This window comes from Paenibacillus vortex V453 (genome assembly GCF_000193415.1).
GTDB classification, from domain to species: Bacteria; Bacillota; Bacilli; order Paenibacillales; family Paenibacillaceae; genus Paenibacillus_AQ; species Paenibacillus_AQ glucanolyticus.
In genome coordinates this window covers 1-16,002 of the sequence record NZ_ADHJ01000040.1, presented here as the reverse complement: position 1 = coordinate 16,002, position 16,002 = coordinate 1, and the positions used below count along the sequence as shown (strand labels likewise).

Annotated in this window: 17 protein-coding genes, 1 tRNA gene and 1 pseudogene; 12 read left to right on the top strand and 7 right to left on the bottom strand. The window is 49.3% G+C overall.

The window, feature by feature from the left end; translation table 11 throughout:
* Positions 1–215 precede the first annotated feature (215 nt).
* From PVOR_RS22335 to PVOR_RS22325, 3 genes are read right to left on the bottom strand one after another with little or no spacing between them, the layout of a single operon-like run.
* Positions 216–1,112 (bottom strand): sugar phosphate isomerase/epimerase family protein, encoded by an 897-nt coding sequence (locus PVOR_RS22335; RefSeq protein ID WP_006211763.1) that lies wholly within the window; start codon positions 1,110–1,112, stop codon positions 216–218.
* 38 nt (positions 1,113–1,150) lie between these two features.
* Positions 1,151–2,008, bottom strand: a complete 858-nt coding sequence (locus PVOR_RS22330) for a sugar phosphate isomerase/epimerase family protein (RefSeq protein WP_006211762.1) — start codon at positions 2,006–2,008, stop codon at positions 1,151–1,153.
* Positions 2,005–3,063 (bottom strand): Gfo/Idh/MocA family protein, encoded by a 1,059-nt coding sequence (locus PVOR_RS22325; RefSeq protein WP_006211761.1) that lies wholly within the window; start codon positions 3,061–3,063, stop codon positions 2,005–2,007. Before PVOR_RS22325 ends, PVOR_RS22330 begins: the two co-directional genes overlap by 4 nt.
* Before the next feature lie 126 nt (positions 3,064–3,189).
* On the opposite strand from PVOR_RS22325, the gene PVOR_RS22320 reads away from it, so the two are divergent.
* The 6 genes from PVOR_RS22320 to PVOR_RS22300 all read left to right on the top strand — a co-directional run bounded on the left by PVOR_RS22320 (position 3,190) and on the right by PVOR_RS22300 (position 8,603).
* Positions 3,190–4,047: a helix-turn-helix domain-containing protein gene (locus tag PVOR_RS22320; protein WP_036641530.1), complete on the top strand. Its 858-nt coding sequence runs from the start codon at positions 3,190–3,192 to the stop codon at positions 4,045–4,047.
* A gap of 214 nt (positions 4,048–4,261) precedes the next feature.
* Positions 4,262–6,025 (top strand): glycerol-3-phosphate dehydrogenase/oxidase, encoded by a 1,764-nt coding sequence (locus PVOR_RS22315; protein ID WP_006211759.1) that lies wholly within the window; start codon positions 4,262–4,264, stop codon positions 6,023–6,025.
* 335 nt (positions 6,026–6,360) lie between these two features.
* Positions 6,361–7,173 carry an HAD-IIA family hydrolase gene (locus tag PVOR_RS22310; RefSeq protein ID WP_006211758.1) on the top strand — a complete coding sequence of 271 codons (813 nt, stop codon included), beginning with the start codon at positions 6,361–6,363 and terminating at the stop codon, positions 7,171–7,173.
* A 66-nt stretch (positions 7,174–7,239) separates the two neighbouring features.
* Positions 7,240–7,575, top strand: coding sequence for a glycerol-3-phosphate responsive antiterminator (locus PVOR_RS32235; RefSeq protein WP_234973061.1), 336 nt, complete (start codon positions 7,240–7,242; stop codon positions 7,573–7,575).
* Positions 7,563–7,847, top strand: coding sequence for a glycerol-3-phosphate responsive antiterminator (locus tag PVOR_RS32230; protein ID WP_006211756.1), 285 nt, complete (start codon positions 7,563–7,565; stop codon positions 7,845–7,847). The genes PVOR_RS32235 and PVOR_RS32230 overlap by 13 nt, the downstream gene beginning before the upstream one ends.
* 42 nt (positions 7,848–7,889) lie before the next feature.
* The gene (locus PVOR_RS22300; protein WP_006211755.1) at positions 7,890–8,603 is read left to right on the top strand and encodes an MgtC/SapB family protein; all 714 of its coding nucleotides are present in this window, start codon (positions 7,890–7,892) and stop codon (positions 8,601–8,603) included.
* 103 nt (positions 8,604–8,706) lie between these two features.
* On the opposite strand, the gene PVOR_RS22295 is transcribed toward PVOR_RS22300, so the two are convergent.
* Complete coding sequence (locus tag PVOR_RS22295) at positions 8,707–9,390, bottom strand: lysoplasmalogenase (protein ID WP_006211754.1); 684 nt, start codon at positions 9,388–9,390, stop codon at positions 8,707–8,709.
* 144 nt (positions 9,391–9,534) lie between these two features.
* On the opposite strand from PVOR_RS22295, the gene PVOR_RS22290 reads away from it, so the two are divergent.
* Genes PVOR_RS22290 through PVOR_RS22280 form a run of 4 tightly spaced genes read left to right on the top strand, consistent with a single transcriptional unit; the run spans position 9,535 to position 13,617 of the window.
* Positions 9,535–11,220, top strand: a complete 1,686-nt coding sequence (locus PVOR_RS22290; RefSeq protein ID WP_036641599.1) for a spore germination protein — start codon at positions 9,535–9,537, stop codon at positions 11,218–11,220.
* A gap of 15 nt (positions 11,221–11,235) precedes the next feature.
* Positions 11,236–12,450 (top strand): Ger(x)C family spore germination protein, encoded by a 1,215-nt coding sequence (locus PVOR_RS22285; protein WP_006211752.1) that lies wholly within the window; start codon positions 11,236–11,238, stop codon positions 12,448–12,450.
* Positions 12,451–12,467: 17 nt separating this feature from the next.
* Entirely contained in the window at positions 12,468–12,767 is a 300-nt protein-coding gene (locus PVOR_RS32655; protein ID WP_006211751.1) for a GerAB/ArcD/ProY family transporter, read from the top strand.
* On the top strand, positions 12,757–13,617 hold the full coding sequence (locus PVOR_RS22280; RefSeq protein WP_268741810.1) for a GerAB/ArcD/ProY family transporter: 861 nt from the start codon (positions 12,757–12,759) through the stop codon (positions 13,615–13,617). The genes PVOR_RS32655 and PVOR_RS22280 overlap by 11 nt, the downstream gene beginning before the upstream one ends.
* A 22-nt stretch (positions 13,618–13,639) precedes the next feature.
* Here PVOR_RS22280 and PVOR_RS22275 read toward each other — a convergent pair whose 3' ends face one another.
* Positions 13,640–13,876, bottom strand: a complete 237-nt coding sequence (locus PVOR_RS22275) for a hypothetical protein (protein ID WP_006211749.1) — start codon at positions 13,874–13,876, stop codon at positions 13,640–13,642.
* Positions 13,877–14,161: 285 nt separating this feature from the next.
* Between PVOR_RS22275 and PVOR_RS22270 the strand changes: the two genes are divergently transcribed.
* Both PVOR_RS22270 and PVOR_RS22265 read left to right on the top strand, forming a co-directional pair.
* Positions 14,162–14,245 (top strand) — tRNA-Leu (locus tag PVOR_RS22270).
* Positions 14,246–14,447: 202 nt separating this feature from the next.
* The gene (locus PVOR_RS22265; protein ID WP_006211748.1) at positions 14,448–15,146 is read left to right on the top strand and encodes a WD40/YVTN/BNR-like repeat-containing protein; all 699 of its coding nucleotides are present in this window, start codon (positions 14,448–14,450) and stop codon (positions 15,144–15,146) included.
* Positions 15,147–15,290: 144 nt separating this feature from the next.
* Here PVOR_RS22265 and PVOR_RS32225 read toward each other — a convergent pair whose 3' ends face one another.
* On the bottom strand, positions 15,291–15,620 hold the full coding sequence (locus PVOR_RS32225) for a hypothetical protein (protein ID WP_234973060.1): 330 nt from the start codon (positions 15,618–15,620) through the stop codon (positions 15,291–15,293).
* Between the two features lie 32 nt (positions 15,621–15,652).
* Positions 15,653–16,002 (bottom strand): annotated as a pseudogene (locus tag PVOR_RS22255) (helix-turn-helix domain-containing protein); the annotation flags it as partial.

Here is a 16,002-nt window from a genome sequence, read left to right as displayed (position 1 = left end):
GAGATCCGTTCCGCGAATGCGAACGGCTCCTTGGAGACATTGCCTGGGAAGCAGACCGTATCTTAACTAAGTTCATCAGCATGGCATGAATAAAAAAAGACAGGCAGATCGGGAAATATCCTTGATCTGCCTGCTTTTGCATATGGAGCCCGCTGCGTGAGGCTCTTATTAGGCCCAGACCCGTTGCAGCGAGACTCTGTATGGTAATGAATCGGTTAGGCTCTGAACGTCTTCAGAAAATCTACGGCGAGTTTGATGTCAGCCTCCGGATTTGCTTTCACTTCGCGTTCGATCGTCAGATATCCGGTGTAGCCAATGTCTTTGAGGGCTTGCAGATATGCCGACCAGTTCACGCCGCCTTCACCGAGCGGAACCTCACGGAACTTCTCGCCGGATTCTGCCATATCGGCGATTAAGTCATGGTCCAGCGGCGGCGCCTCGTATCCGAAATCGCCGTATACATCGCGAGGATCGATATAGTCGGCAAGCTTGATTCCGTCTTTCGCATGCGTATGGACGATATAATCCTTCAGGTTGTACACGCCCTGTACCGGATCATCCCCTGTAACCATGACCATATTTGCCGGGTCGAAGTTAACCGATACGCCGTTGGAACCCAAACCGTCGAGGAATGCCTTCAAGTGGGCGGAAGGCTCGGGGCCCGTCTCGATGGCAAAGAATGCGTTCATGGAGTTTGCGAAGGTGCTGAGCTCCACGCAGGCATTGTGCATCGTTTCGTATACGCGGCCGTTGTGGTCCTGCGGAACGATACCGATATGGGTAGTGATAATATTCGTTCCAAGCTCCAAACCAAGCTCCATGATCCGTTTGGATTTTTCGATCTTGGCCGCATTTTCAGCAGGGTCCTGGAAGCCGTGTCCGCCAAGGTCACCCACGAGTGCGGAGATTTCAAGTCCGAGTGATTCGATATAATCCTTCAATTCTTTGCGAGCGGAAGCAGACAGGTTGGCTGGGTCCATTTCGCCATGAACGGCATAAATCTGAACACCATCGGCACCAACATCCCGAGCCTTGATAAGACCTTCTCTTACGCCAACACGAAAGCTGTCCACAATAACGCCAATTTTGTTAGGCATGATAGGCTTCGACATCGTTATATCCTCCTTATATCATCCATCGTCCGTCTGAATTAAACTTCATTCCATGCTTTGCGGACATATTCCAATCCAAATTTGGCTCCCGTACGGCAATCTTCCAATCCTTCGAATTCGATCGAGATGTAGCCGTCATAACCGGATTCCTTCACGATGCGAACGACTTCCGGCATATCGATATCGCCTTGGCCGACAATCGCGCCCCGGAGCCAATTGCCGCTCGAGGTGTTGAACCAGCCCGATCCAGGCACACGCTTGGCCGGGCGATAATAGAAGTCCTTGAAGTGAACCATCGAGGCCAAGCCGATATTGTTGGCTACAGCCACGGTGGATACCTCATCCGCACAGAGGAAATTCCCGATATCCAGGGTTGTTTTGAAGTTTGGATGATTTACGGTTTGGACAAGTGTTTTTACACGGTCGCTCTGCTGTATGAAATATCCGTGGTTCTCCACGCTGGTGGTGATGCCGCGTTCTGCCGCGTAATCGGCAATGATACGGCAAGCATTGGCCAGACGCGGGAGTTCCTCCAGAAAATGAGTAATGGACAAGTCCTTGGAAGAAGCAACGTCATGGCGCATCAGCTTAACGCCAAGGGCCGCCGCTATGTCCACTTCGCCTTTAACTCTTTCAATTTCCGCTTCATAGGCAGCGTCATCCAATTCCGCAAAATTGGCGCCGATGGCATAATTGGAAATCTCAAGCCCTTTGGATGCAGCATGGGATTTGATGGTATCGATCAGCTCCGGCGTTTCCTTCAGGTTAAAGCCGAGCGGAACGATCTCGATATGCTCTCCGCCGATCTCTGCAACGTAGTCGATGACATCGGTAATGGTCATCTCGCCCTTGTTCATGGCCTGATACAGGCTGTATGAGCTCACTCCAAGTTTCATAGCAGAACTTCAGCTCCTTTCTCAGCGGATTCATAGATACCGCACAGAATCTTCATGATCTCAACGCCGTCTTCAACCGGGCTGAGCGGTGTCGTGCCGTTCTCGATACAGGAAATGAAGTGATTGACTTCGCTTTGGAAAGCGGCATCGAAGTCGAATCCTTTGTTGTCTGTTTGCGGCTGGATATTGATGATGGTATCGTGTTTCTCGGTTACGATGGAAACCTCAGGATCAATCTCGAATCCGCCCTTGTCTCCATACAACTTAACGGATTGCAGGTTTTCCTTGGAGTGCAGGGTGAAGCTCACGTCCACCAGCAAAGAGGCACCGTTTTCAAAACGGATCATCGCATTTGCCATATCTTCAACCGTATTTTTCTCCGCGTCGTAATCAGCTGCCTTGTAGAAGGACAGGTTGCGAACATTGGAGCGGTTGCCCAGTTTCCGGTATGTATTTGCGCTGACGGCAACTGGCTTTGGACGTCCCATCATATACCAGCACAGGTCAATGACATGCACGCCGATATCGATAAGGGGGCCGCCGCCGGAACGTTCGATGTCGGAGAACCAGCCGCCCGGATTACCGAGACGACGGATGGAGGACGCCTTCGCGAAGTAAATATCCCCGAATTCCCCCTTGTCTGCAAACTCACGCAGCATCTGGGCGTTAGGGTCGTAACGTCTTACGAATCCGACCTGAAGCAGCTTGCCCGAGGATTTCACGGCTTCCTGTACTTGAAGCGCTTCCTCAACCGTACGGCAGAGAGGTTTCTCAACCAGAACGTGTTTGCCGGCATTCAGTGCCGCGATGCTGATTTCGGCATGGGTATTGTTCCAGGTACAGATGCTAACCGCATCGATATCGGGATCAGCCAGAAGTTCGTTATAGTCTGTATAGACTTTGGTAGCGCCGTATTTTTCAGCTGCACGCTGTGCTCTTTCTTCATTTAAATCACACACGGCGAGCAAATTCGCGTTCGCATGTTTTTGATAGGATTGCAAATGCATAGCAGAGATCGATCCAGTGCCAATGACGCCAACATTAATAGATTTCATGATTTCACTCCTCTGAATTTACTGCATTACACTTTCGTATTATAATCCTTTTAGAGGAAGACACCATGATAAACCGTGCTGTTTGTTTGTACAATTGTGCTGTCTTACGGGAAGGAGATCAGAGCATTGGACAAAACACTGCGAGAACCGATGACGATGCCGGATCCTCAGTTTCCAATCAAGGTTCATCGTTGCGAGTTTGATGGCCGGGGACAGGTTTTATTTAACCATCATTGGCATGAGCATCTTGAAATTCTGTATTTTGTTTCGGGGGAAGCGACGCTGGAATGCGGATCGTCCACCTTCACCGCCAAGGAAGGCGATATGATCGTCATTAACCGGAATGAACTGCATTACGGGCTCAGCCAGTCGGAACATTTGTTTTATTATGCGTTAATCGCTGATTTCTCGCTGCTGCAGAGCCATTCCCTGGATGCGCCCGAGATGAAATTCATCACACCGATCACCCAGAACCGTCTGATCTTCGAGAACCGAATCAACGGGGATGATGCGCTGGCACCCATGCTATCCATTATCAAGGAGCTGGAACGGCAGGAATTCGGCTATGAGCTGGCCATCAAATCGGAGCTGTACCGGCTGCTTACGCTGCTGCTGCGAGGTTATGTCGCCACGGTTCTCACACAGGACGAATACGTGGAGCGAATGAAAAATGTGGAGCGGTTTGCGCCGATATTCAAATACATTGAAGAGCATTACCGGGACGATCTGTCCGTGGAGCTGTTATCCGGCATGGCCGGTCTCAGCCGTTTTCATTTCAGCCGGTTGTTCAAGGAGATCAGCGGCCGGACCGTGACGGAGTACGTGAATGAAACCAGGCTTAACCGGGCGGATTACCTGCTCCGCGAAAGTCCGCTTACGGTATCAGAAATTGCGGCGGCTACCGGATTCAACGATATTTATTATTTCAGCCGGACCTTCAAGAAATATAAGCGAATGGCTCCATCGGCTTTACGAAAAAAATGACATTAGACCTGCAAAGTTCTAATAACAGGTTCTATGTAGACATAAGCATAAAAGCAACATATAATGAATAATCATATTTATTGCATAAACGGGCAGAGATCATGGAGAACCCTTTTGCTTCAATGCGTACTGTATTTCAGTATGCATTCAGCAGATGCGGTTCTTTTTTAGATTTATACGTTTTTCTTAATAGATTCAGGGAGGGGAATGTCAGGTGGGCACAAGCTTATCCGCTAGGATGCGGACCCAATATTTGCAGGACATGTCGGCTAGCAAGCTGGATGTGCTGGTGATTGGCGGCGGTATCACGGGTGCGGGAATTGCTTGGGACGCCAGCTGCAGGGGGATGGCTGTCGGCTTGGTCGAGATGGGCGATTTGGCTTCGGGAACAAGCAGCAGATCGACGAAGCTGATCCATGCCGGTCTCCGGTATTTGCGGCAGGGAGAGCTTGGCTTGGTACGTGAAGCAGGCTACGAGCGGGCGCTGCTTCACCGGAGCGCTCCGCATCTTGTGGAGCCGATTCCGATGCTAATGCCTATTTATAAGAAAGGCACCTACGGTTATTTGGCCAGAGCCATCGGACTGTATCTGCATGACTGGCTGGCGGGGGTCAAGGGCAGTGAGCGGGGGACCATGTTCCGACGCGAGGGAACCCTAGCGCTGGAGCCGCTCCTTCGTAAGGAGGGGTTACGAGGCTGCGGTTATTATTATGAATATCGCACCGATGATGCACGGCTAACGGTTGAAGTGATGAAGTCTGCACGGGCCAGGGGAGCACTGATCGCGAATTACGCTAAAGTATGCGCATTTATTTATCGCGGGGGAAGAGTGGTAGGCGCTCACGTGGAGGATCAATGGAGCGGGGAAACCTATGAGGTATTCGCCAAAAAAATCGTGAATGCAACCGGTCTATGGGCAGATCAGGTCAGGCAGAAGGACAATTCGCTGAAAGGCAGGTCATTATTATTCACCAAGGGCGTTCACCTGGTGGTGGATCATGCGAAGCTCCCGATACGACAAGCTGCTTATTTTGATGTGCCCGGTGGCCGAATGATATTCGTTATTCCCAGGGAGGGCAAGACCTACATCGGAACAACCGATACCGTATACGAAGGTGCAACGGAGACGCCGGGCGTTACCGCTGAAGATCGGCGGTATCTCCTTGATGCGGTTCGTCATGCTTTCCCGGATGTCCATTTGAAGATAAGCGATATCGAAGCGGGCTGGTCTGGACTTCGTCCTCTCGTGCGCGAGGAAGGGAAGGGGCCCTCGGAGATATCCGGAAAGGACGAAATGGTTGTATCCGATTCTGGATTGATTACCATTGCAGGCGGAAAGCTGACCGGATTTCGGAAAATGGCCGAGAAGGTTGTGAACCTGGCTGCCAGACAGCTTCAAGAGGCAGATGGCACCATCTATCCTCCTTGTACAACAGACCGGGTACCGATAAGCGGCGGAGAGTTGAATGGTCTTACTTATGAGGAATTGCGAGAAATGCTGGTTAAGCAGGGGAAATCGCTTGGCATCCCGTCGGAGCTCATGCTGGGCTTGATGACCCGATACGGCTCTAATACAAAAGAGCTGCTTCATCGGATTCATGCTGCTTCGCAGGCGTCGGAATCGATGGAAATTAGAGTGCTGCGAGCAGAAATCCAGTACTCCATAGAACATGAGATGACAATAACCGCTGTTGATTTTCTGCTAAGAAGAACGGGCTGGGTGCTGTTTGACCGGCCAAGGGCCGAGAGGTTAATCGCTCCCGTAATCGAGATGATGAGGGATTATTTAGAATGGAGTCAAGAGGAAGTTGACAGACAGCTGGAGCTGCTGCAGGATCAATTGCAGTTGGCATGGGGGGCTCCTGCAGGCGACAGGACGGAGCTGTTTCCGTATCCTTTGGGTAGGGAACATGTAGAAATGGTGGACACCCAAGAGAAAGAGGAGGATTCTCCCACCATCTCAGCCATGATTCGATAATTCTGAATTATTATCATCTTGTCAAATGTAAAAGCTGGATGTAGTATAACCATATGAAGTTATAGAGCTGGGCAGAGATGATGAGAAGCCCTTTGCATAACGAACCTTTCATTTGTCATGGATGAAAGCGTTTTTAATGCGAAGTGTTTCTCTTTTTTTTGTATCCGTATGATCGCTTGTCCAAGGACTAAAGGGAATGGTGCTGTCATATGTATACATACGGATGGGGGCTGTGATTGCATAACAGAACTGATCTAACCAGAACATGTCCCATTTACGTCCCATTTACGTTTGCAGGCGGAAGTTACAGATTGAACATGCAGAGGAGAACGACAATGGATCATTTTTCAGGTTATATTTTTGATTTGGATGGTACGATCTATCTGGGGGCCGAGGCGATTGATGGGGCTGTTGAGACCATTCACTATTTGCAGGGGCTGGATAAGAAGCTGTTGTTTTTAACTAACAAAACGATTGATTCCAGAGAAAATTATTTGAAGAAATTAGCGAAGCTTGGCATTGAGGTAGAACTGAAGCATATATTGAACCCTGCACTCGTTACGATCCATTATCTTCAGAAGCATCATCCGGGTGCACAGGTCTACGTGATCGGTGAGGACATATTGAAGAATGAACTGCTGGATAACGGAATTTCATTCGCATCTACGCCGGAGGAAACCGATGTTGTGGTCGTTTCGTGGGATCGGGAGTTTCACTATCGGCATCTGGATTTCGCATATCAGGCAATTAAACACGGCGCCGATGTTATTGCAACCCATCCGGATCGAACATGTCCCATGCCCGGCGGGGATATTCCCGATTGTGGCGGCATGATTGGTGCCATCGAAGGTACAGCGGGCATCCGAATTACGACCGTCATGGGCAAGCCCTCCGTCTTGACGGCATTGACGGCACTTGATATTTTGGGAGTGAAAGCGGAAGCATGCCTGATGTCAGGGGATCGGCTGGATACGGATATTCGGATGGGAAACGAGGCGGGAATGAGTACGGCATTGGTGCTGACTGGCGTGTCGGGCAGGGATGACCTGATCGGCAGCAGCGTTACGCCTACCTACGTCCTGAATTCGGTCCACGATATTTATCTCGCAGGTCATGCCTTGGAGCAGGCAGATGAAGCAAAGTCATGATGGATATAAAAATATGCCGGGGCAACGGGAGAATTGGAGATGCTGCTGCGGCAACGAGGTGAAGACATGAGAACCAGTGTAGAAGGTGCACAGCGAATTTCGTATTGTTTGAAGCGAAGGCCCATTATCACATCATTAATGCATGCCGAAGAACTGCCCGCCGTGCTGGCAACCGAATCGAATATCGTTTTTATTCTCAAGACCGATATCTTTATGATTGAATCGATTGTCGAGCAGATTTCTGAGGCTGGCAAGCTCTCATTTGTTCATTTTGATCTCATTGAAGGAATCGGCAAAGACAAGACGGGAGTCAGGTATTTAGCCGAGAAGGCAGGTATTGACGGAATCGTTACAACAAAAAACACAGCGATCGTAGGAAGACAAAAAAATTGGGCTTGTTGACAGTTCAGCGTCTGTTTGTATTTGACTCCGTCTCACTGGATAACGGAATCAAGATGATTAAGGCCTCCAATCCGGACGCAATCGAAGTTCTGCCGGGCATGGTATGTCAGCGTATTATGGACCGTATTCGTGCCGAGGTGGACGTGCCTGTCATCGCGGGAGGACTCATGATCGATTTGGAGGATTTTGATACAGCTCTGAAGAGCGGTGTAATCGGCATATCCACCTCCAGCAAAGAGTTATGGCGCTGGCAGGATGAACATATGGCATAACGAAGAGCCGCCTTAAATGACAAGGATGGGTGGAGATTAGGAATGGATGTGTTTCAACTGGATACAGGGACCATGCTGATGCGGCTGTTATTTGCTGCGCTGCTTGGCGGTTTAATCGGTTGGGAGCGCGAACGCAGAAACAAGCAGGCCGGTCTAAAAACGCATCTCTTGGTAGCCGTCGGATCAACGCTGATTATGCTGACTTCCATTTACGGGTTTGATTCAGCCCTGATCAATCATCCCAATGCGAGGTTTGATCCTGCCCGGCTGGCCGCACAAGTTGTAAGCGGTATCGGTTTTCTTGGAGCCGGGGCTATCCTGCGGCGTTCGAATCATATCATTTCAGGTCTCACCACGGCGGCAACCTTATGGGTAGCGGCGGCTATTGGTTTAAGTGTTGGTTCCGGGTTTTATTGGCCAGCGATCATAACAACGGCGATTGTTCTGGTCAGCACGCTGGTGCTGAATAAACTGGAATCGAGGTTTCTCTTTATTAAGAAATCCGGCAGCCTAAAAATCATGATTGAGACCGGGGACCGTCCGGTTCATGTCAGCACCATTACCGATTTGCTGCAAAGGGCGAACATGACCGTTGAGGGCATGATCGTCAACAACGATACATTGGAAGATGATTCAACCAAGGTGACGATGGAATTTCGGGTCTATTCGTTTAACAGCAAGGGAATTAACGGATTGTTCGAGCAGCTGTGGCAGGTTGAGGGAATTAAGCAGGTACGCATGAATTGGCGGGATTAAAGAGGGGCCGGTACCAGTTAGGTCCTTAATAGGATAAAGCAATGAATGATAACAGGGCTGAGCCCGGGTGCAAGATGGACCCGGGCGCAGCTTGTTTTGTGTTCTATTTAAAAACCGATGTGTTAAGGGCTGCGTTGCTTCCGGATTGCATGTGAGGACTATCGAAGGCTGCAATGCTGCGTGCAATGAGAAATTGGGCGGCGTAATAGGTTGTCATGATCCACACGCCGGAGTAGCGAATATCTGAAACAAACATGTTCCAGGACAGGATCGAATCCGAGATGACAAACAGCAGGCTCCCGAGCATCGCCCACCGGTTCCCGGTCATGATGGCCGACCAGAGCATAAGTGAAATGACCGTGATATAAGCGATAACCGGAATAATCAAACCGTGATCTCCATTGGCCTTAATCGAAGACACCAATTCGCTGCCCATGAATAACGAGTAGATTGCGATTGGAACGATGCTGAGGAAACGGAGGAGCGAGTAGCGCCATTGTGTGAGGAAGCCGGCCGCATAGAACAGATGTCCAATCAGAAAGGCGGTGAGACCGACCACGAACCAGATCAGTGTTCCATCACCAATCATACAGAAGAACAGCCCTATCACCAGAAGATAATGAACCTTTGATTTATATGGCGGGAATTGCCAATAAGCAAAGAGTATGATGAGCCACATCGGAATCAGCTTGAACAGCAGTTTGACCGCTAATGGCTCAGATGGAATCAAGAAAATGTAAATGACGCTCATGATCAGGATGACCAATGGCAACCCGTAACGCTTCAAAATAGTATCCTCCCTGTGAATATAGTCTTCATGCATAGACAATTCTTCGCTCCGTATCTGAATTCCTCTTTGCTCTCCGCATGAAATAGGAATGTAAAGCAAATAATGGAGATAACTTGAGTTTTGAAGGATGAGGATACCAACATGATAGGCTACCGATCTCGTAACCGCCGTAAAGCTCCAAAGAAGGATTCAGAGGAACTGGAGCTATCCTCGAAGACGAGGCCATCCGTAATTTCGGGCAATATGGAAGAACAACTGGCTCGTATACGAACTGAATCCGGAGACAGCCCGGATATCGTTATCCGCCGTTTGAAACTGGGCGGTAAGGATAATTGCGCCATCGTTTATCTGAACGGGCTTAGCGATCCCCAAATGGTCAACCATTTTGTGATGGAATCCCTGCTGCATGTAAATCCTGACCTATTGAATAAAGAAGACCCTGAAGCCATGCTGAAGCGGATCATGGAGGATGGGCTCGCGATGGGTGAATCCAGGGCCATGACCGAGTGGAATGATATTATGCTTGCCATACTGTCTGGCGATACCGCCATCCTGATCGAAGGGTCGGAAAAAGCCATCGTAGCTGGTACGCAGGGTGGCGAGTGGCGGTCTGTGACGGAGCCGACTTCACAGCTTGTTGTCCGGGGCCCGAAAGACAGCTTTGTAGAGTCCATTGCCACGAATATATCCTTGATCCGGCGGCGGATGAAATCTCCTGATCTGTGGCTGGAGACGATGAAGATCGGGTCGGTAACCCATACGCATGTGGCGATTATGTACGTTAAGGGGAAGGCAGATCCTGAGATTGTGAAAGAAATCAAAGAACGGATACACGGAATCAAAATTGAAGGGATTCTGGAGTCCGCATACATTGAAGAATTTATTCAGGACAAAACGGTGACGCCGTTTCCGACGATCTATAATACGGAGCGTCCCGATGACGCAGCTGGCAAATTGCTGGAGGGACGCATTATCGTTTTGGTTGACGGAACGCCATTTGTCCTGGTGCTCCCAACGGTATTCGTTCATTTCTTTCAGTCGCCGGAAGACTATGCACAGCGATTTGATATTGCCATTGTGATGCGGATTGTCCGCTATCTTTGCTTCATTATTTTGATCTTGGGCCCGTCGGTGTACATTGCACTCACTACGTTTCACTATGAGATGGTACCAACCTTATTGCTGATTAGTTTGGTGGCTCAGCGGGAAGGTGTGCCTTTCCCTGCCTTTGTTGAAGCAATGCTCATGGAGATTGTTTTTGAAATACTGCGGGAAGCCGGCGTGAGGATGCCGAGAGCCATCGGGCAAACCGTTTCGGTTGTGGGTGCTTTGATCCTGGGACAGGCAGTGGTAGAGGCTGGACTGATCACGCCTGCGATGGTCATCGTTGTCGCCCTGACCGGTATCGCAAGCTTTGCGATACCGGCGTACAACTTGTCCATTGCAGGCCGATTGATCCGGTTTGGATTTATGGTGCTCTCAGGCATGTTTGGCTTTTATGGGCTCACCTTGGGATTAATCGTGCTTGTTGCGCATATGAACAGTCTCCGTTCCTTCGGTGAACCTTACCTGGCGCCCATAAGCCCGTTTCGGTACAAGAGCCAGAAGGATGCCGTCCTGCGGATGCCCTTTAAAACGCTTCAGTCTGCCACTCTCACCGCTTCGGCTTCCGGATCCGGCAAGCAGGGAAACCGTTCATCGACACAGCAAGGCATCGGGGCCGGTTCGGGCACTGCAGAACAGAACAACGGCAGCGAGAGAGGGGACGGGGGCAGCAATCAGCATGCCGTCGCTCCCAGTGCCGAGGGGAATCGTAACTCAGGTTAGGAGCGATCATGAGATATGTTGAAACACAGATGGTTTGCCTTCCTTGTGCTTGGCTGCTGCCTTGCCATGATGACCGGCTGCTGGGATGCGGTGGAGTTAAACCGGCGGGCGATCGTATCCGGCATCGGTATCGATTGGATGGAGAGCAAGAGTCAGTACTTGATCTCTTTTCAAACAGTGGTTGCCGATGAGATCTCCGGAAAAGCAGGAAGAGGGGCCACACCGACATCAGTCTACCAAGCATCCGGTAAAACCGTTATTGAAGCGATGCGCAATACATCCCGAAAAGTACCGCGAATTATATCGCTGGCGCATACGGGCTTAATTGTCATATCTGATGATGTCGCGAGGAACGGCATCGTCGATTTATTTGATTATCTGGATCGGGATTCCGATATCAGGTTGACAGCTGAAATTCTGGTTGCCGGGAAGGGGCAGCGGGCCGAGGAGGTTGTCGCTGTATTGACTCCTATCGGGAAGATTACAGCCTTCGCATTGGCACAGAAGATCGATTTGACCTCCAGACAGTTAAGCGAGAACTTTCGGGTTGAAGTGGATGATGTTATCCGGGGGATGCTTACGCCTGGAGGTGGACCGATTATTAATGGTGTCATTATCGAAGGGAGCAAAGAGGGGGCAGCTAAGAAATCGAATTTGGAGAGTGCGAAGAGCGACGGGTTAGCCGTCATCTCCAATCTGGCTGTTTTCAAAGGCGGAAAACTCAAGGGCTGGATGACGAAGGAAGAGAGCCGCGGGACCGTGTGGATCAGGGATAAAATGCAAAAAACGCCATTGCATATCAAACTTGAAAATGGACAAGGTGAAGTCGCTTTCGATGTCATGCGCTCCAAGACCCGAATTGAAGCCGAACTTCAGGATCCGCTGCAGCCAATCATTCGAATTTTTGTTGAGCCGAACCTCTCGATCCGGGAAGTGAACAGCAGTATTGATCTGAGGGACCCTCATACGATGAAGATTCTTGAAGAGGCTGTCAACAAAGAGGTTGTGCGAATTTTGAAAAAAGCAGTAGAAAAAAGCAAGAGATTGGATAGTGACATTTTGGGATTCAGTCACGTAATCGAACGGACCAAACCGGCGGTCTGGCGGGAATTGAAAGACCGCTGGGATGTGATTTATCCGCGAATTCAGGTTGAATACCAAGTAAACTCGGTTGTGCGAAATTCACAGATGAGAGATCGTTCCTTTAAACACGACATCCACATCGAGTAACGAAAAGGAGGAGCCGTATGGAGAAGGTGAGAATTAGTCCGCTCCAATTCTTCTCACTGTTGGTCCTGTTTCAATTTGGAACCACGCTTGTCGTGAATCTTGGATTGCAAGCCGGTAAGGATTCATGGATCGCGATGCTGATCGGCATGATCATGGGTCTGCTGCTTTTCTCAATGAACGCTTTTCTCTACTCCCTGTTTCCCGATAAACTTCCGACTGTATATTACCGAATATTGCTCGGGAAATATTTAGGGGGATTTGTCGGATTGTCGTACGGTGTGTTCTACTTGCATACGGCTTCCAGAGATGTTTGTTGACGGAGGACTTCTGGTGATGGCATCGGCAGCGCTGAAGGAGACTCCCCTGCTTATCGTAAATCTTATCATGGTGATGACGGTTGCGTACGTGCTGGGCAAAGGGATTGAGGTGCTCGCCCGTACTGCGCTGATCTTCTTAGCCGTCGTATTGATTATCGGAGGGTTTAGCTTGTTGGTCATCCTGTTTGCCGGGATTGTGGACCTGCAGCGTTTGCTGCCTGTGATGGGAGAAGGCACGGGGCCGATCTTGAAATCCGTAGTGGAGAAAAACATTCACTTTCCATTCGCGGAGCTTATTGTTGCTACAGTCTTAATGCCTGCCTTGAATCAGAAGAAAACAGGGATTAAGGCCGGTTATTTGGCGATATTATTTTGCGGTGTCATGCTGGCGCAGACCTCAGCCATTACCATTTCAGTGCTGGGAACGAATATTACCGAGCGTTCGGTATTTCCGCTGCTTACCATGGTCGGCAAGGCCAATATTTCCGAGTTTATCGAGCGAACAGAAATACTCGTGGTGATGGTATTAATCATTGGCGTGTTTTTCAAAATAAGTTTGTATTATTATGCGGCGCTGATGTGCACATCGGAGCTGTTTAAGATTCCGTACAAAAAACTAATCTATCCCTATGCTGTAATCATACTGGGGAATTCGATGGTTCTGTCGCGCTCCTATAGCGAACATCTTATGAAAGGGAGCAAGTATCTGTATACCGTGCTCCCTGTATTCACGATTGTCATTCCTGCTGTCTTGGTTATTCTGGTGATGATCCGCATCCTGGTACGGAGGATGAAATCCAAATCCAAATCCAGATCCGAACCTAATTCCAATTCAAGTCCCGCTTCGTGAGCCACATCCTATTATAAGAGGATTAGGATTGGCTTGCATGTCGGGACTTTTTCTTTTTGAAGAATTGATATACATCCGGAACGAACAATAAGATCAGCAGCAGGATAACAGTCCATTTTTCTACAATGGAGAACAGCGTGAATTTCCAATTGATGATAAAGTTAGTCCATGGGAAACCGAACAGGATGTCGGTGATTACGGTGAAGGCAAGACAGAGTGAGCCCATCAGGAAGGTGATTCCATATTTCTTCATATACATCGTTATGTCCTCGCACTTCGTAAAGTATATACTACAGGTTCCAGAGCTTGGTTACTTTAGTATGAGGGGTTTCTCGAATAAACATACCCTGTGGAGGATGAGTAAACGAGGGTATTCTCCAGAATCATTCTTGACCAATGGACGATCTGGCGCCGGGTTGAAATGTTGAAATTATGCGGAATATCCGGTTTCGACATTTTCCTAAAAAATAATGCTTGCTTTTTAACTTCTTGCGTAATATACTCTTAATTACGGTGATCAACACAACACCGGCTTACATAATACGCGGTCGTGGCGGAATTGGCAGACGCGCACGGTTCAGGTCCGTGTGGGCTAACCCCCGTGGAGGTTCGAGTCCTCTCGACCGCATCCAAGAACTTAAGCTGTTTTTCAAGTGAATTTCTACTTGAAGAGCAGCTTTTTTCGTTCCTATTCAGAGAGAAATCGCGTTATACTAAAGATGAGAGTGTGTTCTTCATTTGGGTGAAATTGATGGAGTTGGATATATAGTATAGAGGACCCGTTAACCGTTGTAGCCGATTAATACTTTGAATGCAAGGGGTGTGATCATATGATAAAACCTCGAATTGGGTTTGGCTTTATTTTACTGCTGCTTATCGTTGTGGGCCTGGTTGCAGGCTGCCAGCCATCGGATGGAGGGGATGGGGCCCAAGCTCCGGTGCCGGAGCAATCCCCGAATGCTCCGAACAGAGCTAACCCTGAGGGAGAATCTCCTGCCAACTCGAATCATGCTGCGGGTGAAGCTGATGACGCCGGAGATCATAGTGCCGATGCAGAACAGAATCATACGAATGACCAGAAAGCTTCGGCCTTACAGCCCGATGTGGATTTAGCGGATGTGACGGCAGTCAGGCTGGTTAATCATAAAACGGGATGGATAGGCGGAGAAGGCTGGATTGCATATAGTGATAACGGTGGTACGGAATGGGAGGTTCAAGCTCAGCTGAAGGGAACCGTGCGTCAAATCTTTGCACTGAACGGCAAGCAGGCTTGGACCGTTATGGAGAATAACGATCTCTACCGCACAACCAATGGCGGGCAGACATGGGACCGGATTGGAAGCACGCCGAATGGGGATTTTCTCCATTTCATATCACCAGAAAGTGGATTCAGTGGTCAGGCCATAACAGAGGATGGAGGAAAGACCTGGAGAGAAATGGATATACCGGATACAACCTTAGGCGAGGATTATTTTCATGAGTATTCAACGGGCTATGCAGGGGAGCCGATGGATGATAAATCGCTTTGAATTGTGAAAAACCGCGGGTGAGGGTTTTCTCAAAATGAGAAAAAGCAGACGGGGAAGCGAATGGTTTCCTTGTCTGCTTTTTTGCTGTACTGCATCTTGGGCAGGGGGTTGTAGAATGTGGAGCTTGGCAATTGATTTTTACGTTTACGGAAACTCTTTGAATACAATGCGGGAGCCAGCCCACCGCCCGGCTGTAATTCCGAATAAACCGAAGAAGGCAACCAGAACTATCAGATCGTAAGAGTGCCAGCCGAGCAGAAATCCGATGCCGCTGCCCATCGTAGTTCCGGCCAATAATCCCAATGCCCCGCCAATTTCCTTATGGCGCAACTTCATGCGTGAGTCACCTCCATTCTGGATGCCGCGATTCTCGATGTTACTTGTATTCCCTGATCTCTTCCAAATATGCCTTAACAAAAAATAAGCCCAGCCAAGCCGGATCAAATCCGGCCTGCTGGGCGTTTGGTTCGTCATCTTAAGTATGGTTATTAAAAATCATGATAACTTCATTTAGGAGAATCTTGCTTCAATGCGCAATCTGCGAACAGAACAGATTTAGGGATACGGAAGAACTGTTCCGCTTTTTCCTGAAATGCCGCGGATGGTACGGTGCCTTGATGCAGCCATTTGCGGAACGTGCCGGGATGGACGCCGATCCAGCGGCTGACATCGCTTACCGACAAATCATGAACCATGCACAGGCCTGTCAGAATTCGATTGCTGACCGGAGAACGTGTCAGGGTGCGTTTCATGAAGCGGGAAGGTGCAGGCTGACAGATCAATGGTGATTTCTCCAGCAGTTCTTCTCTGAAGAGGATATGACGGGGTGAAGTGCACCCCTTAGAATGGACATTGG